Source organism: Pontibacillus yanchengensis Y32 (genome assembly GCF_000770635.1).
GTDB classification, from domain to species: domain Bacteria; phylum Bacillota; class Bacilli; order Bacillales; family BH030062; genus Pontibacillus; species Pontibacillus yanchengensis.
On sequence record NZ_AVBF01000038.1, the window covers coordinates 1 to 20,802 of the forward strand.

A 20,802-nucleotide genomic window follows, 5' to 3' on the forward strand; every position below is an offset into this window, starting at 1 on the left:
CTATTTAGATTAATTGATTCCAAAATCAACACCAAACTTTAACATAGCCAAACAGTAAAAAACTGCCATCAAAAAAGATGACAGTTAAAAAATTTAAAACATATTTGCAGCAATCCAGCCAAAGATAAATAGTGGAATGTTGAAGTGGATAAATGTCGGTACGCATGTATCCCATATATGGTTATGCTTACCATCAGCATTCAAACCCGACGTCGGACCAAGTGTACTATCAGATGCAGGAGAACCAGCGTCCCCTAATGCTCCTGCTGTACCAATCAGAACCGCTGTCGCGATAGGTGAAAAGCCAACAGACATACAAATAGGCACATATAATGCAGCTAAAATTGGAATCGTACCAAAGGAAGAGCCAATCCCCATTGTAATCAGCAAGCCAACAAGAAGCAGCACAAAGGAAATAATGTAATGATTATCGCCTATTGCTCCTGACGTCTGCTGTACAAGAGCATCTACAGCGCCTGTTTCTTTTAGCACATTAGCATAACCTGATGAGATAAGCATTACAAACGCAATTGTCCCCATCATGCTAATTCCATCTGAGATAACTTGATCTCCTTTTCGAAATGGAACAACATAAAACGCAAACATGGCAACTAATCCCGTCAAGGCACCAAGAATCAAATTATCTGTTACAAGTTGTACTACTAATGCAAGGACAATAGCCACTAACGTGAGTGCATGACGCACGCCAAATGACTCTGTTTCCTCCTCACTAGTCGCCGCTACCTCCGCTTGATAGTCACTAGGCATAGCTTTAGGATCTCTTGGCTTACGGTACGTGAATAAAATGGCAATAATTAAACCAACAACCATACCAATGCCCGGAAGAATCATAGCTTGAGCGATTTGATCAAGCCCAATACTAGCTCCACTTGAATTCATGGCATCTCGAATTGTTTTATGAAACATAAGTCCAAAACCTACAGGAATCGTCAAATATGGAGCCTTCAAGCCAAATGTCAGTGCAGAAGCAACTCCACGACGGTCTAGGTTCATATCATCAAATAATTTTAATAATGGCGGAATCAAAATTGGAATAAACGCAATATGGACTGGAATAACGTTCTGAGATAACGAAGCAACACCTGCAATCACAAATAAAAGGAAAGTGCCCTTCCCCTTCAGAACAGAAACCAAATTTCGAACCAAAATTTTCGTAATACCAGAATAAGCAATCGTCACAGCAAACGCACCTAACAGTACATAACTTAATGCCGTACTTGCTTGTCCACCCATGCCTTTTACTATCATTTCAACTGTATCGGTAAGGGATAACCCTGTCATCAATCCACCAGTCATACCAGCAGCCAACAACGCAATCACCACGTTCACACGAAGCAAGCTAAGCACTGCCATAACTAGAACAGACACAACAACAGCCCAGGCTAACATACTCACCAACCTCCCTTATATCTAAATCTATTATTACGTTATCGTATTATTTCGTTAACGATTTAATATGATAAAGGAGGTGGGTGAAAAAATCAACCCTATTTTTCACGCAATGTAAATACCAATTTTTTGAGAAAACAAAAAAGGTGCCCCGATGGACACCTTTCCGATTAACCAACAACAGTGATGTTTGGATCATACATTAACTCAATTTGATTATCACTTACTTTAGCATAGCTATCATTAACTTGAATGTCTTTATTATCCTGAGCAAAAGTCAAACCGATTGACAGCAAAATAGCAGTTGCTAACATTATTATTTTTTTCATTACAACTTCACCTCCCTTTTTTCGATGTGGTGTTTAGGTAATTGGGCAAAGAAATAGTCATTCTGTTCATTTAAAAATCTATGATATGATCTTTTTAATAAATCTATATCATTAGTAGCTATACCTAAGTAATACTCTTGAAAAGGTGTCTTATTTTCTAGTGTTTCTAGTATAGATATCCCTTTTTCAATATCACCACTTTTAATTAACAAGTGAGCCTTTTCAGCAGTATCTTCAGTTTTTACTCCCTCTGTTTTACCATGAAAAGCACAAACAAAAGGGATAACTTTATTATTAATACCTTTTATATAATAATTAAGTTGATAGCTAGTAGCTATTTCTTCAGCAGTTTTTATATAATCCATTGTTTTTTGGTAATCCTCAAATAGATATGTTAATCCTAAATCTACTAACATATCACATTTCTTTTCTTGATTTAATGTATTCTCTAGAATACTAAGACCATATCTTCTAGCAATTTTGACCTGTCCTTTTTTCCAATGAAATAAAAAAAGCAACTCATTTTCCCTAATCTGAAAATATATTCTTAATAGAGTATTATCTATGTTTAATAATCTTTCTGTAAGCTCTTCTTGAAACTCTTCAAATCTCTCATATTCTAGTCTCTGGAAGTAGCCATAAATTTTCATAAATATAATCAAGCATTCTACAGTAGGATCTTGAACGTTGAAGGAATAATCCTTTGTAAACTTGAGTAAATCTCCTTCTTTATTCACTCTACGATTCAACATGAATGAGTAAATATCGGCTAGTTCTTTATTCAAACTATTAGTTGATAAAGTGTTCTTATCAATTAATGTTTTTAGCTCTGTGTATAGCCCATTCATATACAAGAATTCCATACCTACCCTAGAGTTCTCATCAGAATGGCACTGTAAGCAAAATTCTTTCGTTAACTGTAGTTTAGTTTCTTCGTCATATTTCTTCGATAGTTGCTGTAAAACAGAAAATAGGGAAGGTTCGTTTGAGCCAATCATGCTATAAACCGTTTCCAATTGTTCAGAAGAAAATGCATGAGACTTTTTTTCTTCTTGAGTCATTGTGTATGATCCCCTTATATAGAAGATTAGTTCTTATGTGTAACAAGACACCTATTGTCTAGGATGTTTGTACCCTATCAGGTATTAACGCTTAGATTTGGTCTTCGTCAATACAACTGAATGACCATCTTATAGTTCATGTTAATATAAAATGAATCATTTTTCCATTCAAATATTGTAAAATGAAGAAATTCTATCATGTTTTTTTCCTATTTTTCATAAAATAGTTGATTTTTCTATTTCTATATCTTTCTCTTCTACTGTTTGTTAATTAATGAGCAATTGGGGGATTCTCTCCACTTCTAGTTCTATGTCCCCATACAATCAACGCTCGATAGTAAATGAGCCTTTTGACACCTTTCCTAATATAAAGGCTGTTAATGTGTTGTTGATATAAGCATCATAACCTTGAAGACTTGGATTGGAGATATATTTAGCATTTGGAGTTTCCGTGACACTTAATCAGCATAAAGGCGGCCTTGTATTGGGAGGTACGGAAACATGACCAGGTTAGTATGGGACGTTTTCTGAATAGTGGTATCCACGAAGAGAAGAATGGTTTAGGACACAAAGTGATGCTACGCGGACATATAGTTTCTTATTCTTCGATTTGAAGGCTATTTTGCATTCGTAACGGACATCCAGTACGCTATTTAGCCTAAATCACCTTAATGTAGTGTGTTTTTTCACAATTAAGATACTAGATGTCCGTCAGCCTCTCCAAAAGAGGGTTTTTACAGAAAATAAGAGATTAAATGTCCGTCAAAAAAGGATTCCTATGTAATGCCGATTCCGTTAACAACATATCAGCAGAGTTGGATGGGAAACAGCAAGACTCCCGCAGGAAAAAGAGGTGGGCGAAATCACCTGAGGGTGTATTTCCCCGAAGGTAGCAATGATTTAAGGGAGGTTCAACTAAGACTAACAAAGCCAATATAAAAAGGTGTTAGCTACTAGATTCGCTAACACCTTCTTTATTACTTACATTCCTCTTCCAATTCTTCAAGCATAGAAATAAGTTTATCCACATCTTCTACAGATGTTTCCTCTGGGTCCATTTCATCGATGCGTGACATGAATGAAGAGAGTCGAAGTTTTAATTCTTCAATTTTTGCTTGGTTGCTCATAATTAACTCCCTTTATCTGTTTAGTTCGTATATCCTCGAGTTTTCTGCGCCCATATAATCGTAGTAGAAAAGCATGGTTTTGTCTATCACCATTCGAGTTTATAGAGGTAAGAAAACGTACATGCTATAATGAGGGCTATGAATTGCGTATTAGGAGGATAAAGTGTCATGGATTTTTTCAATAGTTTTGGCTGGTGGGAAAATGTTGCAGAATTTTTCTCAAACCCAGTTGTGCAAATTATTACGGTTGCCATTATTTTATACATAAGCATACTAATTATCCGTCGTTCGATTCGTTCTTTTTTCAAGAAGACTCATTTTATTGAAGAACGAAAAGAAGAAACGTTAGAGGCGATGATTAATTCACTCATCTCTTATGCTGCTACCATCGGCTTTATTGTATTTGCGCTTATGCAAATTGGAGTAAATGTTGGAAGCGTCCTAGCTGGTGCTGGTGTGATTGGGATTATTTTAGGCTTTGGTGCTCAAAGTTTAATTCGCGACCTGTTATCAGGTGTGTTCTTCCTTTACGAAAAACAGCTACATAAAGGTGACTTCATTACGATTAATGAGACGTTCCATGGTACAGTGGAAGACATCGGCCTTCGTTTTTTGAAGCTACGTGAGTGGAGTGGAAAACTATTAACTGTAAGCAATGGTCTAGTGACTTCCATAGAAAACTACAACATTGACCATATGCGTGTCATTGAAAAGGTAACAGTTAGCTTCAATGAAGATCCTAAGAGGATATTCAGCCTATTAGAAGAAACATGTGAGACACTCAACGAAGAATTAGGCCAATATTTGAAAAAGGATTTAACCGATAATCCTATCCAACCTTTCCAGGTATATGGTATGACTTCTCTAAATCATGACCATAAAGGGTACGAATACACCATTATTGGTCTCACGGAAGATCTAGTATATTGGACCGCTTCCAAAGAAACGAAGCGCATCATTGCAGAAGCTATGTTTGATAATGATGTAAGAATGTCCCTTCAGCATGTTGACCTTCCTTATCAGCAGCTTAATAAGACGGAAAACACTGATCATCAAGAAGAAGCATAACTTTAATACACTTTATTTTAATCCACAAAAAAGAGCTTGAATCCAAGCTCTTTTTTTACATTATTGAATTCTAAAGTTATAAGATACGTGATCCTGAATCGGAATCCATGCTCCAATCCCCTGCTTCGTCACATTCTTTACGACGATGTTTTTCTTAGATCCTTTTAGTTCTAAATACACTTCACCGAAAGTTACCGTACCTTTTTCATTTACAGCTGGAGCAAATGCTTCAAGAGTTCCGATTTTCTTAGGAGGAATTCCATATGAATTTGCTTTCTTTGTTCCTTGACCGAATACAGTATGGAACGCTAGAGGAAGCTCTGTGTTATCTTGTGCTTTTAGGAGCATCATTTTCTTAATATCATCAGCATTGTCTATCTTAGCGGTTAATCCTCCCTTTACATGCTTCTCTTCTTCTTGATTATAGCTTAATTTCTTCGTTTCATTACCACCCATATTGTTCAGTTGGTTTTGATTTATCTTTTGATACTGCCAATTGATACTCGTCTCTTTTGTTTCATAATTTAACGGCCAGTGCCCCATATAAACCATGCCTCTATAACCAATAGCTACAGGTGACGGTTTTAAGCTCGTTTCATTTAACATCTTCATTAATTCTGGGTTATTGATGGTGACCTCTGATTCCTCTAACAATTCACGAGTGAGATCGCTAGGCTCTAGTACTGTTTGATCTTGAGTAGAATTAGGATAAGTATTTTCCTTAGAGATATTTAATACATGACTTGGAACCTTGCCCTTACCTGATGATTTATCCTCTTTCACGTCCTCAGCATTTACTAGCACAGGTGTTATAGTGAATAAAATACATAGCACGATGACGAATGACTTGATGTATGTTTTCATGTTTCACAGCCCTTTCTTTTTTGCTTAGTGTTTTCGTCAGGGCAAGATGTTATGCATAAAAAACCTTATCCTCTAAAAAGAGAATAAGGTTCTTTCATTATTTTCTATTAAAAGCTTAGTTCAATGCATTCTAATGTTTCTTCTATCTCAATACTATCCTTAACAGACTGAACCATGGAACAGTTTTTCTGGGAGGTCTCTAGGTTTTTATACATTTTATCCTCGTCCAGGTGCTTCCCTTTAATAACATAATGAAGGTGAATTTTTTCGATTCGATTCGCTTCATCCTCATTCCGTGTTACTTCCGCCTTCACGTTAATATCTTCATATTCTATGCGCTGCTTATCTAGGATCTTGCGAAACACAGATAAACTACATCCTGCAATCGAGGAAACCATTAGTTGAAATGGTCTAAATCCTTGCTCTTCATCAGAGGATATATTTAATGCTCCATAATCCGTTGATGTACGAATTCCATCGTGCTTTAAATGAAATTGTAATTCTGCCATGTTATTCACTCCTTCTATAATCTTTATGCATGAGGTTCTTATATATATAATGTAACCGAAATACCTCCACACATAACGCCTTATCTTATGTAAAGTCTATTTCCTTACTATGACATAAGAAAAAATAAAAGTGCAAGCGCCTTGTTCATACCTGGCTAAGCGGTGCCAGACCCCCACTACAGTAGTGCGTTAACGCAGTGGGGGTCTGGCACCGAAAAAGGCCATCCTTGCTATTTATGTAATCCCTTAGTAGCATTATCCTTGGATACTATCGACAGGATGAGGTTTTGTTATGCTTCGAAAAAACTTTCGCTTCAGCGTTTTAATATTATTAGTTACCATCTCTGGATTTACTCAAGGAATGCTTTTACCTTTAATTGCAGTAATCCTAGAACAAAGTGGAATTTCATCTTCCATTAATGGATTGCATGCAACAGGCTTATATATTGGTGTATTGATTGCTTCTCCCTTCATGGAGAAACCTATAAGAAGAATTGGCTATAAACCTATGATCATGCTAGGGGGAGCACTTGTGTTTCTCTCTCTCTTCTTATTCCCTTTTTGGGAATCATTATGGTTTTGGTTCATGCTACGCGTAACGATTGGCATTGGAGACCATATGCTCCACTTTGGTACGCAAACATGGATCACCTCAACGTCACCAGAGCACAATCGCGGACGTAACATTGCCTTATATGGTGTGTTTTTTGGACTAGGATTTACACTAGGTCCTTTAATGACTCGACTGGTTTCCATTCATGTGTCGATTCCATTCTTGCTATCAGCTGCCTTTAGTGTAATTGTGTGGTCCCTTATGTTCTGGGTTCGAAATGAGATACCAGAGGAAGATGAGGAATATTCAACGTCCTCCAACTCCTTTAAACGATTTGCCAAAGCATGGCAATATGCATGGGTAGCGTTCCTCCCGCCTTTAGGCTATGGATTTTTAGAAGCTACTCTACACGGTAATTTCCCAGTCTATGGTATGAGAATTGGCCACGATGTCGATACATTATCGCTTATTATCCCTACATTCGCTGCAGGTAGTTTAATTTCACAACTGCCACTTGGCATTCTAAGTGATCGAATTGGTCGTAAAAAAGTGTTAGTCGCAGTAATGTTAGCAGGTATCGTATGTTTCGGGCTGGCGTCTTTTTACGAGCAGTCGGTAGCTTGGCTTATAACCCTATTCACATTAGCGGGAATATTCGTAGGATCCATCTTCTCCCTAGGCATCTCTTACATGACAGATATTTTGCCAAAGTCATTATTGCCAGCAGGAAATATCATGTGCGGGATATCCTTCAGTGTGGGCAGTATCATTGGGCCTTACTTAGGCGGAGTGTATATTGATTTGTTCCCTAATGCATCTTTTTTCCATGTTATTACCACTATGCTTATTATTCTTGTCATTCCAATACTTCTAAAGAAAGAAACTAGTTCCTATAACCAGAAGAGCCTATCTCCAACACAGTAATCCGTGTCTTGAGATAGGCTCTTATTTAGTTTCAAATACCTTCATCGATACTCTTGACTTTACGGCATATCATGCTATTATTAAAAACACATACTAATTTAAAATAATTCTAATTAAGAATCATTTTCATTGAGAATGCACTGCCAAAACAGGTTTTTAATCTAAATATAATGTAATTGAAAAAGGTTTTCATTCTCAATTAAAAACAAGGAGTTGAGAAAATTGGCTTCAGAAGCAAAAGCAATGCAATCATCCCCCACAGCTACAACATCTACAAATCGTTCTAATAAATCGATCTCCTATATCAAAGAACACGCAGAACTAATTGCTGCCCTCTTTAGTGGAGTTCTCATTTTAGTTGCTTGGCTAACCAATAACATCGTAAGTGAACCCACCAGCATTACGCTATACGTGCTTGCCTTTATTATTGGTGGATTTGCTAAAGCCAAAGAAGGCATCGAGGAAACGATTGAAGATAGAGATTTGAATGTGGAAATGCTCATGATTTTTGCGGCTATCGGTTCTGCTGCTATTGGGTACTGGACCGAGGGTGCAATTCTAATCTTTATTTTTGCAATGAGTGGAGCGCTAGAAACGTACACGATGAATAAAAGTCAAAAGGAATTATCTTCGTTAATGGATCTGCAACCTGAAGAAGCTCTCCTATTAAAGGATGGAAAAGAAGAGCTTGTTCACGTATCAGAATTATCCATTGGGGATCATATTCTCGTAAAAGCTGGAGAACGGGTTCCATCAGATGGAGAAATCATTAAAGGGAAAACCTCTCTTGATGAAGCTGCCATAACAGGTGAATCCGTACCAGTATCTAAGGAACTGGGAAGTGAAGTTTTCGCAGGTACTGTGAATATTAATGGAAGTATTACAGTGAAAATCACAAAACCTGCCAATGAGACACTATTTCAAAAGATTGTACAGCTCGTTCAATCTGCTCAAAGCGAGAAATCCCCTTCCCAGCTATTTATTGAACGCTTCGAAGGTACGTATGTGAAAGTGGTGTTACTAGTCGTTGGCTTAATGATGTTCGTTCCTCATTTTGCATTTGGATGGGGATGGCAAGACACTATTTATCGAGCAATGATTTTACTAGTGGTAGCATCTCCTTGTGCGTTAGTTGCATCGATTATGCCAGCAACATTATCTGCTATTTCAAATGGAGCACGACACGGCATCTTATTTAAAGGTGGTGTCCACTTAGAGAATTTATCCCACCTTCAAGCCATTGCATTTGATAAGACCGGAACACTTACAAATGGAACACCGGAAGTGACAAATACACATTTTAGCGAGGATGAAAACGAACTTCTCGCAATCTTTACCGCAATAGAACGGGAATCAAACCACCCACTCGCACAAGCGATTGTACGTTATGGAGAAAGCCACAATGTACAGCAACATATAGAAGTCTATGATATGACAAACATAGCCGGTAGTGGGGTAACAGCAAAAGTAAACGATAAACATTGGAAGATAGGAAATGCTGAGTTCGTAGGAAAAGAAGAAGCTTTCCAATTTGATGGTGGTATTGCAGAAACATTGGCCGCTGAAGGCAAAACGCTAACCTTCATTGCAGATGACAGTGGAGTTGTAGGTTTGATAGCACTCAAGGATCAAATAAGAAAAGAAACAAAAGATGCGATCCAATCGTTACGTGAATCAGGCGTTTATACAGTCATGCTAACTGGAGATCATGACACGACAGCACAAGCAATCGCAAAAGAATGCGGAATCAATCACTATATTGCAGAATGCTTACCAGAAGATAAAGTGGAGCAAGTGAAACTGTTAAGGGAATCATTTGAGAATGTAGCAATGGTAGGAGACGGTATTAATGACGCACCTGCCCTGGCTACTGCAAACGTAGGAATAGCAATGGGAGAAGGAACTGATGTAGCGCTAGAAACGGCAGACATCGTATTAATGAAAAACGAACTACCTAAAATCGCCAATGCCATCAAGCTTTCCACGAAGATGAATCGAATCGTTAAACAGAACGTTATCTTTTCCATTGGAGTTATTATGCTACTTATTATTTCGAACTTCTTACAAATGCTAAACCTTCCCTTAGGTGTTGTTGGTCATGAAGGAAGTACGATTTTAGTAATACTGAATGGGCTGCGTTTATTAAGGTAACCTTCCAATAGCTCTATACAGAGTAGTTCAGTTTGAAGCGTACAAAAACAAATTTGTACCTTAGATTGAACTACTCTTTTATTTGAGCTTACAATGAAGTTATCGTATTAGAATCAGTTGCAGTTATAAAGGAGATTTTCGTATTGAATACATTAAACAAAAAACTTTTCAGGAATATCATCCTAGCATCGATATCTCTATTCATAGTGGGGTATTTAAGTATTACGTTGATTAAAAATATAGGGTTTTCGAATGTTAAACAGGAAGTATTAGACAGTAACCCTGAGATCAACTCCATCGTTAGCATAAATAGGTTAGGTCAATGGGGCGAGCCTGTGAGGGAATACGTTTTGGAAGTTAAAAAAGGAACTACGACTTATCGAGTATGGACTTCTCCAAACGGAGTCATTACGGATGAGGAAATTATTTCTAATTAATTTCACGATCCAAAAGCGCTGGAGCTGGACGTGGCCACTAAACTTATTAAAGGTTATCCCAACCTTTGCCCGATATAGTATAAAAAAGTGGAGCACCGAATTGGGCTACAATTCGGTGCTCCACTACCTCAGGGGATATCCTTAATGAAAATCGTTTTTCTTATTAGCTGAACCACTTGTTTTATGCTTAGATTTATCATTATTATTTTTTTGCTTCTTATCGTGACTGTGCTTATTATTACGTTTATTGTTACTCATACGGTTGTTTCCTCCCTTAATGGATTCACCATTAGGTTTCCCGCATCACTATGTGTTATGTACCGTTAGCCACTGCCATATCTTTTCATACATACTATGGTTTAAATGCTTTACGGTCTCTCAGCATTGCGTTGATTTCCCCGCCGATAATAATAATCATCCCAGACAGGTAAAACCAAAGCATTAAAATGATGATTCCCCCAAGACTCCCGTACGTAGTAGAATAGGCTTGGGCGCTTAAGCTAACATAATAGGAAAATCCTAGCGATGCTAATTGCCAAAACAACGTTGCAAATACAGAACCTGCTAGGGCTTGTTTTATATTTACATGGTGATTCGGTGCTAAAATGTATAACGATAGCAATACAAGTATTAAGATTCCTGAAGATATAACCCAGCGTAGCGCATCCCAAATAGCTAAAAATCGCTCAGAGACTCCGAACCATGTAAAAACATACAACCCAATCGCTTTCCCGAACACAGGTAACAACAAGGCGACAACAATAACGATGAGCATTGCAATTGTTAAAACGATAGCAATAAATCGATTTTTTAAAAAAGAACGATCTTCCCCTACTTCATACGCCCTGTTAAAAGCTCGCATGATGGCATTAATTCCATTAGAAGCAGAAATCAAGGTACCAATAATACCGACGGATAACAGGCTACCATTCTTCGCTTCTAGATTATTGGTAATAAGCTCTAGTGCTGCTTCCGGTGCATATCTATCCAACGTAGCTTTCAAGCTATCTAAAGAAATGGGAAGATACCCCATTAAAGCCACTAAGAAAATCATAAATGGAAAGATCGCTAACAGAAAGAAGTAGGCTAGTTGTGCTGCGAGCCCTGCCACTTCATGCTCTGTAAAGCGTCCAATAAGTTCTTTCCCAAATTGAATAGCCTTTTGCAACGAAACCCCACCTTGCTTCTACGCTTCCAGTTTATCTTGATCGCCTTCAGCTTGCTCTTCTACTTTATCTAAATATCCTTCCATTTGATCAAGAAAAGATACAATATCATTCGTACGCTGATTTAACGTGTTTGTCGCTCTTTCATATTGGCTACGAAAATCGTGGATAGCCTGAGTTGGATTGGAAATGTACCCTTTTGTTTGGGTTCCCATGTTCTTTAGACATTCCCCGGTTTGCTCACGTGTCGTTTTATCAAACATAGTTAGTATGGCACCTGCAAGCGCTCCTAATGCAACACCTGTCATTAATTTATTTTGTCCCATTGTATTCTCCTCCTTATAATCCATGATCTTGTTTTATATCTTCTAGTAATGTATCGCAGCCTTCTGTAATTAATTCATATACTTCGTCAAAGTTGCCAGAAAAGTAAGGGTCAGGTACATCTTCGCTTTCACTGCTTGCAACATAGTCCATAAATTTAACGACTTTAATATCGTCATGAGCTACTTCAAACGCTTTTAAATCACGCAGATTTTTACGATCCATTGGGATGAGATAGTCAAATTTCTCCCAATCTCCCTCTTCCACTTGACGGGCACGCATTCCTTCATATGAAATATCAGCTTTCCCTAAAATACCTCTTGTTTCTGCATGAGGTGGTTTCCCTTCGTGGTAATCACCTGTACCAGCTGAATCTACTTCAATTTGGTCAGATAATCCAGCCTTTTCAATGCGATCCCTCATTGTTGCTTCTGCCATCGGGGACCGGCAAATGTTGCCTAAGCATACAAATAACACTCGAATCATAATATCACCTTCACTTTTAGATTCAACTATATTATAGTAAACAATCCCTTAAACACATAGCTATATACATATCTTTATTGTTCTTTCCCCATATATGTGTGAATAAACCCACACACTTTAATGATGAAAATAACACCAATATAATTTCTATTGTCGATTTTTGAAATAGTCTTGACATTTCTTGTTATTTTTCAGAATATTTATATATATCAAAAAATGAAGGAGGGATTCATTATTGAAGAAGATAAGTCAGCATTACTAACATCACTTGAATGGCTAAGTGGTGTCGTTTGGGGAATGCCTTTACTCATCCTTTTAGTCGGTACTGGTGTTTACTTAACCATCCGTCTTGGCTTTTTGCAATTACGTACATTACCGTACGCATTAAAGCTTGCGTTTAGCCCTTCCAAACAAGATAAGAAATCCAAAGGGGATATATCCCACTATGAATCGTTAACAACTGCTCTTGCAGCAACGATTGGAACAGGGAACATCGTCGGTGTTGCTTCAGCCGTACTCGCAGGTGGTCCTGGTGCTGTATTTTGGATGTGGATTACCGCATTATTTGGTATGGCTACAAAGTATGCAGAAGCCATTTTAGCTGTAAAATATCGAACCACGGATGCAAATGGCCGCATTTCTGGTGGACCGATGTATTATTTAGAAAAAGGCTTAAAATCCAAATGGCTAGGTGTACTATTCGCATTCTTTGGAGCAGGAGCCGCTTTTGGTATCGGAAACATGGTTCAGGCCAATGCCGTAACCAGCTCTTTACAAGCTTCCTTTAACATCCCTAAGATTGCAACGGCAATTATACTAGTATCCCTAATATCACTTGTAATTATTGGTGGAATTAAAAGCATAGGACGCGTAACATCTTTCTTCGTTCCTATTATGGCTGTGTTTTACATTATCGCTGGCCTTATTATTATCTTCCTTAATATTGATTCAATTGGTTCTGCATTTGGCATGATTTTCACGGATGCCTTTACAGGAAATGCAGTTGCTGGTGGTGCCATTGGTACAGTTATTCGTTGGGGGGTTGCACGTGGTGTATTCTCGAACGAAGCCGGACTTGGCTCAGCACCAATCGCTGCAGCTGCCGCGAAAACAGATTATCCAGGCAGACAAGCTCTTGTATCCATGACACAGGTATTCCTAGATACCCTTCTAGTTTGTACGATCACAGGACTTACCATTGTAATGGGCGGAAAATACACAACCGATATTGTAGATTCCGATTTAACAGCTGAATCCTTTGGTGTCTTCTTAGGTAACGCCGGCTCTATGATTGTAACAATCGGCCTTGTCTTTTTCGCATTCTCAACGATTATTGGTTGGTCGTACTATGGTGAAAAATGCTTTGGCTACCTAACCAATCAACGCTTTATTACGTTTTATAGAATCCTTTTCGTAGGCTTCGTCTTTATCGGAGGTATCTCCAAGTTAGCTCTCGCATGGGCATTCGCCGACGTAATGAATGGCCTAATGGCCTTCCCTAACTTAATCGGACTCCTCGGTCTATCCGGAGTCGTCGTAGCCGAAACAAAACGTTTCATGAAAGTAATGAAAGAAGAGAAACAAGCAGAAGCATCGAACAGTTATCAAGCTTAAAGAAAAGCTCAGGGCGCCCGCTTAGCGACGTATATGCTGCTACCCAAACGACGTGGTTTGGTTTCAAACCTCTTCAATCAAAAATTTCACATGTGAAACTCCCTCCTTGTGCCATTGCACAGCGAGGGAGTTTTCATTTTTACCGAGTAACTTTTCTATTAAAACATATCCTAAAAATAGTATAAAAAATTATGAGTGATTAAATTGACACACCTATCTTGAGCAAGGTATGATATGTATCATCAAACAAAATAATCCCTATACGAATAGTTGGGATTAAACATCACAGGGAGGTCTTCAACATGAAGAAATTTTTATCCATCATCTCATTTACTCTACTAGCTATGGTTATTGCTGCGTGCGGTACTAGTAATCAAGACAGCGCTGACCAAGCTTCAAATGGCGATAATGAAAATAAAGAAGAAGGTACATCAGAAGAAAGCACTAATTCTAATTCGGATCAGAACTTATATGAACAAATTAAAGAAGAAGGCGTGCTTCGTGTAGGAACAGAAGGAACATATCCTCCATACACATTCCACGACGAAAACGATAAACTTACGGGTTATGATGTGGAAGTCGCACGTGAAGTAGGTAAACGCCTCGATCTTGAAGTGAAGTTCATGGAAACGAAATGGGATTCCATGTTTGCCGGACTTAACTCCAAGCGATTTGATATGATTGCCAACCAGGTTGGTATTAAGCCTGAACGTGAAGAGAAATACGACTTTTCTACACCTTATACCATTTCCACTGCCGTACTTGTTGCTAAAAAAGGCAATGACAACATCACTAGCTTTGAGGATTTAGAAGGTGCAACAGCAGCCCAATCGTTAACAAGTAACTTCGCTGATATCGCGAAAGAATACGGTGCAGAAGTAACAGGTGTTGAAGGATTTAACCCTGCTATGCAGTTACTTGCATCTGGTCGTGCAGACGCAACCGTGAATGATCGTCTGTCTGTTTTAGACTTTATTAAAGAAAAAGGCGATAACGCACAAGTTGAAATTGTAGATCGTCAGGATGAAGCTTCTGAGAGCGCAATGATGTTCCGTAAAGGGAATGATAAATTAGTGGAAGCAGTTAATGGCGCCCTTAAAGAAATGAAGGAAGACGGTACACTATCCGAAATTTCTAAAGAATGGTTTGGCGAAGATGTTTCTACTAAATAACATGTTGTATTCTGCAGTATTTGATGCAGACCGTTATATTGATATTGCACAGAGTTCCTTTCTTCCTTTATTGAAAGGAGCTCTCTTCTATTCCATTCCGATGACACTTATCTCGTTTGTCATCGGAATCATTTTAGCCATTACGACTGCTTTATTTCGGATATCAGGTGTTAAACTGCTCAGTGGGATTGCAAGGGTCTATATATCCATCATTCGAGGAACGCCGCTACTCGTACAATTATTTATTATATTCTTTGGCTTAACATCTGTAGGCATTAAATTAGATCCATTCCCAGCTGCTATCATTGGATTTTCTTTGAACACAGGTGCTTATGCATCAGAAATCATCAGGGCGGCTATTCTTTCTATTCCTAAAGGTCAATGGGAAGCTTCACAGTCCATTGGAATGTCTTATGGACAGTCCTTGAAGCGTATTATTTTACCGCAAGCGACTCGAGTTTCCATTCCGCCATTATCAAACTCGTTCATTAGCTTAGTAAAAGATACTTCTTTAGCTTCCACTATTTTAGTAGCTGAAATGTTCCGTAAAGCCCAAGAAATTGTAGCGAACACCTATGAACCGCTTCTCTTGTACACAGAAGCAGCTTTCATCTATTGGATGATATGCTTCTTATTATCACTCGTACAAGACCAAATTGAGAATAAACTAAACCGCTACGTTAGTTAAAGTTAGGAGCTTGTGTATGCTATCCATTCAAAATTTGCACAAACAATTCGGCAACTTAGTGGTCTTAGATGGCATTGACCTGAACGTAGAAAAAGGAAAGGTAATTGTCGTCATCGGGCCATCTGGTTCTGGAAAAACGACATTACTCCGTTGTTTGAATGTTCTTGAGACCCCGACAAAAGGGAATGTTTCTATCAACCAAACCGATTTAAACTTTGAAGAAAAAGTATCCAAAAAGGATATACAAACGTTACGTAAACAAACAGGCATGGTGTTTCAAACCTACAACCTATTCCCTCACATGACTGCTTTACAAAATGTGATCGAAGGACCTGTCACTGTCCAAAAGGTTAATAAGGAAAAAGCAAAGGAAAAAGGCATCCAGCTACTAGAAAAAGTTGGACTCGGAGATAAAATTGACTACTATCCTCATCAACTCTCAGGAGGACAGCAACAACGAGTAGGAATTGCTCGAGCCCTAGCTATTGACCCTGAGGTAATGTTATTTGATGAACCCACCTCCGCCCTAGACCCAGAACTTGTTGGCGAAGTACTGCGTGTTATGAAAGAACTTGCCCATGAAGGCATGACAATGGTCGTCGTAACCCACGAAATGAGCTTCGCCAAAGAGGTAGCCGATGAAGTGCTATTCATGGACCAAGGTCAAGTTATCGAACGAGGCCATCCAGATCATATCTTCACAACCCCTAAAGAAGAACGCACACGCCAATTTTTGAACTTATTGAGTGAGTAAAATCAAAAGCGCAAGCGCCCGTTTAGCGACGTACAAACTAGACGGCTCCGTATGAGATAAAGGAAACACGGAGAGCGTAAGCGATCCGATGTTGACTTATCGTAAGGAGGTGCAGGAAGTTTGCTAGTCGCTGGGCGCTGGAGCTGGACGTGGCAAGAAAAGCGCAAGCGCCTTGCTCACCCCCGACAGGCTTAAGCAAAGCCTCGTCGTGGCGATTTTTGCCACAGAGAGGATTTGCTTAAGACCCCGAGGGGGTAGGCGCTGGAGCTGGACGTGGCAAAAGCTCAAGTCCTTATGCTTTTAAAAATCCCCTCGTCTATTCGCTTAGACGAGGGGATTTTGCTTTTTCTATTAGTTAGACGCATCACTCGTTTTACGTGGTAGGAATGGGATACCGATTACGATAACTACCATCACTACAATGGCAGCTATAAAGTAACCATTCGTAAGTACATTCATAATGTGGAATGGTGCTCTATGAACATAGGTAGCCTTTACCCATTTATTGTCATCCTTGATAGCAATCGCATCAGAAGTAGATATTCCTTTTATTTTATAATAGTTTGTACCAATTGGATAATGATTGGAAGCATTGCCGTAATAATTACCAGACGTATCATCAGGTTTTGTCTCTACTTTCCCTATCTTATCCCCTATCTCGTTTTCATCGATCAGTTGGTCTTCTTTCACTTCGTACACTTTGCCTTCCCAAACAACAAACGGATAAGCCCAAGTTAATGCCTGAACGGAGGGACCTATCACAATAATAAGAAACAAAGATAAAAACAATATTCTTATCACTAGCACCCCCCATGCATACTTTCTTAATAATATGAGTGATTATTTATTAAGTATCAACCCTTATTTCATCATGCAAGTAATTGATCAAACGTTTGATCAACTAGATTGCACCAGCCAGTAACTAGCTTTTACTTACGAGTCCCTACTTGCTCAATGGTAAAGCGATCTACTTCGTTGAATTGTATCGTATGCTCTCCATCTCCATATTGCTTCTCTTTATAATATAACGTCTGTTCTGATTGATCAGCCTCAATTTGCTTTTCCTTATCCCATTGCACGTCCCAACCTACTTGTTCATTAAAACTTTCTACTCTAACCGACGCATTTACACTTTCACCGAGGTCTACCACTGCTTGTGATGTATGTTCAATCTCCCAATCCGCTTCTAACGTATCAATGGAAACGGACAAATCATTTGGGGGTTGTTGAACTTCTACAGGAATATCAACTGGCAAGGAGAGGGTGCGATGAAAACGAGTATGTTCGTATTGTATTCCATTTCGTTTTGGCCCTTGTAATAACTGAATGTACATCGTGTTTCCAGCATTAGTAACCTGTACAATATCCTCCGCCTCTAATTCACCTTTTTTTAGAAAGCTTGATTCAAATGATCCGAATAAATGAATGGAATCTGACGTATTCGTTGTAAGCTCCACATCATTGTGACCAGCTTGCACGACAATTTTATTCACATTGCTCGTTACTTGCTGCTCGACCTTTGGAAGAGCTCCCTGTGTTGTTTCACTATGGATAGCCCCTTTCACTTCATCTACAAGACCAACGGACGACATAAGAAACAATCCGATACCGATAGTTCCCAAGAAGCCTATAAACACTATAGACAGAAAATCATAATGAACAACAGGCTTTTCTTGCTTTGAGGTGAAAATATAAACAAGCACCTCCACCCCTAATACAATTAAAATGGCTGGCCACCAGGTAAATGCTAGAGAAGAAACCTCCCAATCGAACAGCTGGGAGCACATGAGGACAACTCCTAATAACATTAACGTTGCTCCCATCGATATTGTACCGACTCTCCATCTTCTCATAGATCATGCTCCTCTTTTTTTGACTTCGAACCCATTAGTAGCTTGATTCCTCCACCAATAAAGAGGAAGCACACGATAATCATTTGGAAATATTGTTCATAATAGTAGCGTATATCTACATTCAACAGTGTTCTCAATTCAGCAGCCAATGCAGGCATAAAGATGGAGTCTACCATATAAAACAGACCTAACAAGATTAAAATAACCCCTATCCAGCGCTGGTGATTCATGACATGTTTTACAATCGGAACATCCTCAAGCTCTTCTTCCTCCATTTTCCCAGCTTGTTGTAAGGTATCAAAAAAGCTAAAAAACCAAATGATAGGAATAAAAAATAAGAAGATAGACAGCCGTAATACATCTAGCACATAGATTGATAGTAAAAATCCGCCCATTAACTGTAAGCCTCTACGCTGTAATCCCATATACATATGGCCCGCTCCTGGAAAAATTCCTAATATCGTCGCTAATACCTTACTTTTTCGTTCATTGCCTCGATGGCGGTCAAGATCTTCCATAATCGTACGGTCCTCAAGCATTTCACCCCGGTCCTTCTGATTCAGCAATTGAATCACATCAAACAGTCCGTAAATCCAAATAACAGGCAGTGCTAATAAGAAGACAAGAAACCCACCAGTCCCTGTTATGACACTTACAAAGAAAACCATCATGGCGAGGCCAATAAAACCTGTTAGAAACGTAAGTCCACGTTGATTTAATCCTAAATGGAAGTGACCCACGCCAGGAATAAACGATAGAAGGATCGTAAAGAACCTCTCGTTTTGTTCGTTTTGCTTACCTACGACCGATTCATCTACGATTGGCTCTCCTTGTGTAACCTTTGATTGGCCACGTGTCATGAGAAGTGTGATGACCATATCAATCACATTAACCACCCATACAAAAAATACCCAAAATACTAGTAATAGTTTCACTTCAAATGGCACAAAAGGCCCTGCCACTAAAATAACTAATCCTAAAAATAAAGGACCAAAAAAAGCTAAACTATATAAAACACCCTTGATTTTTCTTCCGAAATACATATGACCAAACCCAGGAATCAACGCAAGAAAAAATGCTAAAATAGGTGATTTATTCATTCTCATTCCCCTCCTCTGCGAACGTTAATTGATCTAATAATGCCCCCGTCTTTTCCATCAACTGCCCAGAAAATGATGGGCCTTTCTTTATTCCGTCTTGATTAAAAGAATCTGTCATATACTGAAACACTCCAGACATCATAAGGAGAATGGTAAACCCAGCAGCTACTACATAGTGGAGGAACGTATTCCTTTTGGCTGAAGGTTGAGCACTAAATGTTTTGGATGGTGGCTGGAAAGTCGGATGTTGATGGATAATCGTCTTAATTGTATCGTCTGTAAACTTTTCTGATAGGGGAGAAGCTGTGTCAGCTGCATCCATTTGCTCTAAATACATATCAAAACACGTATCACAATGTTCAAAGTGAGCTTCCAATTGTAGGTGTTCTTGCTCTTGGAGCTGTCCATTTATATAAAGTTGAATGACCTCTTCAGTAACATGATTCATTAAAACTCATCCTCCTCCCAATTGTTTTTCATCCATTTACGAGCTCGATACAAACGCATCTCCACTGTTTTCTCTGCCAAACACTGTTCATGGGCAATGATAGAATAGGATTTACCTTCTATGTAGTAAGCATGAACGACACCTCGATACCCTTGAGGAAGCTTTTGGATGGATCCCACAACTTTATTCTGCTTTTGTTGCTGCAGCCAATCATCCTCCGCACTATCTGAAGGAGTAGATTGCCATTCAAACCCTTCTGTTAGCTCTTCATGCCGTCTATTCCTCTTTCGTTTCGCATCAATTGCTTTATGATAAGCAATGCGGCTGAGCCACGTTTTGAAACCTTTTGCTTCATAGTCAGGGAGAGCGTCGACCATTTTTATGAACGTTTCTTGTGTTAGATCCTCTGCTTCTGTTTCATCTCGAACAACATTGTAAATAATTTTAAACAAGTACCCTTTGTATCGTTCAATAATCATCCGCAAAGCTTGCTGATTCCCCTGCTTCACCTTTTCAATTAACCGATCATCTTGAATAGCTCTCCCCTCCTTCCATCAAACACTCACACCTAATAGACGCACGTAACTTCCTTATCCCTACACAATTTTAGAATTTTTTTGTAGAAAATATCCATCTATTATATTACCTAATTTCAGACACAAGTAGAGTGCTTTTTTTACTTATTCTATTAAAGACGCATTATGTGGAAGACTTGGATTCGAGATAATTTGGGATAGAGGTAGACATGGGGGCTGGAGCGAGTT

Annotated in this window: 22 protein-coding genes; 8 read left to right on the forward strand and 14 right to left on the reverse strand. The window is 38.8% G+C overall.

The features are described 5' to 3' along the window. Positions 1–93: 93 nt before the first annotated feature. From N782_RS13365 to N782_RS21840, 4 genes are all read right to left on the reverse strand, one after another. A complete protein-coding gene (locus N782_RS13365) occupies positions 94–1,410 on the reverse strand; it encodes a Na+/H+ antiporter family protein (RefSeq protein WP_036820955.1) in 1,317 nt (438 codons plus the stop codon). Between the two features lie 170 nt (positions 1,411–1,580). Beyond that, the gene (locus tag N782_RS21570) at positions 1,581–1,739 is read right to left on the reverse strand and encodes a hypothetical protein (RefSeq protein ID WP_161783113.1); all 159 of its coding nucleotides are present in this window, start codon (positions 1,737–1,739) and stop codon (positions 1,581–1,583) included. Continuing rightward, entirely contained in the window at positions 1,739–2,800 is a 1,062-nt protein-coding gene (locus N782_RS13370) for an AimR family lysis-lysogeny pheromone receptor (RefSeq protein ID WP_036820958.1), read from the reverse strand. The genes N782_RS21570 and N782_RS13370 overlap by 1 nt, the downstream gene beginning before the upstream one ends. Before the next feature lie 977 nt (positions 2,801–3,777). Further along, entirely contained in the window at positions 3,778–3,927 is a 150-nt protein-coding gene (locus tag N782_RS21840; RefSeq protein ID WP_202595697.1) for an SE1561 family protein, read from the reverse strand. A gap of 168 nt (positions 3,928–4,095) precedes the next feature. Between N782_RS21840 and N782_RS13375 the strand changes: the two genes are divergently transcribed. Next, positions 4,096–4,995, forward strand: a complete 900-nt coding sequence (locus tag N782_RS13375; RefSeq protein WP_036820961.1) for a mechanosensitive ion channel family protein — start codon at positions 4,096–4,098, stop codon at positions 4,993–4,995. Positions 4,996–5,055: 60 nt separating this feature from the next. Here the strand turns inward: N782_RS13375 and N782_RS13380 are convergent, their stop codons facing one another. Together N782_RS13380 and N782_RS13385 are read right to left on the reverse strand one after the other, a co-directional pair. Next, the gene (locus N782_RS13380; protein WP_036820963.1) at positions 5,056–5,859 is read right to left on the reverse strand and encodes a YfkD famly protein; all 804 of its coding nucleotides are present in this window, start codon (positions 5,857–5,859) and stop codon (positions 5,056–5,058) included. 107 nt (positions 5,860–5,966) lie between these two features. Beyond that, the gene (locus N782_RS13385) at positions 5,967–6,368 is read right to left on the reverse strand and encodes an OsmC family protein (RefSeq protein WP_036820966.1); all 402 of its coding nucleotides are present in this window, start codon (positions 6,366–6,368) and stop codon (positions 5,967–5,969) included. 292 nt (positions 6,369–6,660) lie between these two features. Here N782_RS13385 and N782_RS13390 point away from each other — a divergent pair, with 292 nt between their 5' ends. From N782_RS13390 to N782_RS13400, 3 genes are all read left to right on the forward strand, one after another. Then, complete coding sequence (locus tag N782_RS13390) at positions 6,661–7,845, forward strand: MFS transporter (protein ID WP_036820969.1); 1,185 nt, start codon at positions 6,661–6,663, stop codon at positions 7,843–7,845. A gap of 222 nt (positions 7,846–8,067) precedes the next feature. Continuing rightward, positions 8,068–9,996, forward strand: coding sequence for a heavy metal translocating P-type ATPase (locus tag N782_RS13395; protein ID WP_036820973.1), 1,929 nt, complete (start codon positions 8,068–8,070; stop codon positions 9,994–9,996). Positions 9,997–10,139: 143 nt separating this feature from the next. After that, positions 10,140–10,433, forward strand: a complete 294-nt coding sequence (locus N782_RS13400) for a hypothetical protein (RefSeq protein WP_036820976.1) — start codon at positions 10,140–10,142, stop codon at positions 10,431–10,433. 352 nt (positions 10,434–10,785) lie between these two features. Here the strand turns inward: N782_RS13400 and N782_RS13405 are convergent, their stop codons facing one another. From N782_RS13405 to N782_RS13415, 3 genes are read right to left on the reverse strand one after another with little or no spacing between them, the layout of a single operon-like run. After that, entirely contained in the window at positions 10,786–11,601 is an 816-nt protein-coding gene (locus N782_RS13405) for a YihY/virulence factor BrkB family protein (protein WP_036820978.1), read from the reverse strand. Positions 11,602–11,619: 18 nt separating this feature from the next. Further along, positions 11,620–11,925, reverse strand: coding sequence for a hypothetical protein (locus N782_RS20770; protein ID WP_052111339.1), 306 nt, complete (start codon positions 11,923–11,925; stop codon positions 11,620–11,622). 13 nt (positions 11,926–11,938) lie between these two features. Then, entirely contained in the window at positions 11,939–12,409 is a 471-nt protein-coding gene (locus N782_RS13415; protein ID WP_036820981.1) for a low molecular weight protein-tyrosine-phosphatase, read from the reverse strand. A 216-nt stretch (positions 12,410–12,625) separates the two neighbouring features. Between N782_RS13415 and N782_RS13420 the strand changes: the two genes are divergently transcribed. The 4 genes from N782_RS13420 (at position 12,626) to N782_RS13435 (ending at position 16,637) form a co-directional block, all read left to right on the forward strand. Further along, positions 12,626–14,023, forward strand: coding sequence for an alanine/glycine:cation symporter family protein (locus tag N782_RS13420; RefSeq protein ID WP_052111344.1), 1,398 nt, complete (start codon positions 12,626–12,628; stop codon positions 14,021–14,023). Between the two features lie 302 nt (positions 14,024–14,325). Then, entirely contained in the window at positions 14,326–15,195 is an 870-nt protein-coding gene (locus N782_RS13425) for an amino acid ABC transporter substrate-binding protein (RefSeq protein WP_036820984.1), read from the forward strand. Further along, positions 15,179–15,883, forward strand: a complete 705-nt coding sequence (locus N782_RS13430) for an amino acid ABC transporter permease (protein ID WP_036820986.1) — start codon at positions 15,179–15,181, stop codon at positions 15,881–15,883. Before N782_RS13425 ends, N782_RS13430 begins: the two co-directional genes overlap by 17 nt. 16 nt (positions 15,884–15,899) lie before the next feature. Beyond that, a complete protein-coding gene (locus N782_RS13435) occupies positions 15,900–16,637 on the forward strand; it encodes an amino acid ABC transporter ATP-binding protein (RefSeq protein WP_036820988.1) in 738 nt (245 codons plus the stop codon). A gap of 351 nt (positions 16,638–16,988) precedes the next feature. Here the strand turns inward: N782_RS13435 and N782_RS13440 are convergent, their stop codons facing one another. From N782_RS13440 to N782_RS13460, 5 genes are all read right to left on the reverse strand, one after another. Beyond that, positions 16,989–17,438, reverse strand: a complete 450-nt coding sequence (locus N782_RS13440) for a hypothetical protein (protein ID WP_036820990.1) — start codon at positions 17,436–17,438, stop codon at positions 16,989–16,991. A gap of 128 nt (positions 17,439–17,566) precedes the next feature. Continuing rightward, positions 17,567–18,490: a LiaI-LiaF-like domain-containing protein gene (locus tag N782_RS13445; protein WP_036820993.1), complete on the reverse strand. Its 924-nt coding sequence runs from the start codon at positions 18,488–18,490 to the stop codon at positions 17,567–17,569. Continuing rightward, complete coding sequence (locus N782_RS13450; protein ID WP_036820996.1) at positions 18,487–19,590, reverse strand: DUF6677 family protein; 1,104 nt, start codon at positions 19,588–19,590, stop codon at positions 18,487–18,489. Before N782_RS13450 ends, N782_RS13445 begins: the two co-directional genes overlap by 4 nt. After that, a complete protein-coding gene (locus N782_RS13455; protein WP_036820999.1) occupies positions 19,583–20,038 on the reverse strand; it encodes an anti-sigma factor family protein in 456 nt (151 codons plus the stop codon). The genes N782_RS13450 and N782_RS13455 overlap by 8 nt, the downstream gene beginning before the upstream one ends. Beyond that, positions 20,038–20,574 (reverse strand): RNA polymerase sigma factor, encoded by a 537-nt coding sequence (locus N782_RS13460; RefSeq protein WP_338048261.1) that lies wholly within the window; start codon positions 20,572–20,574, stop codon positions 20,038–20,040. The genes N782_RS13455 and N782_RS13460 overlap by 1 nt, the downstream gene beginning before the upstream one ends. Positions 20,575–20,802 lie beyond the last annotated feature (228 nt).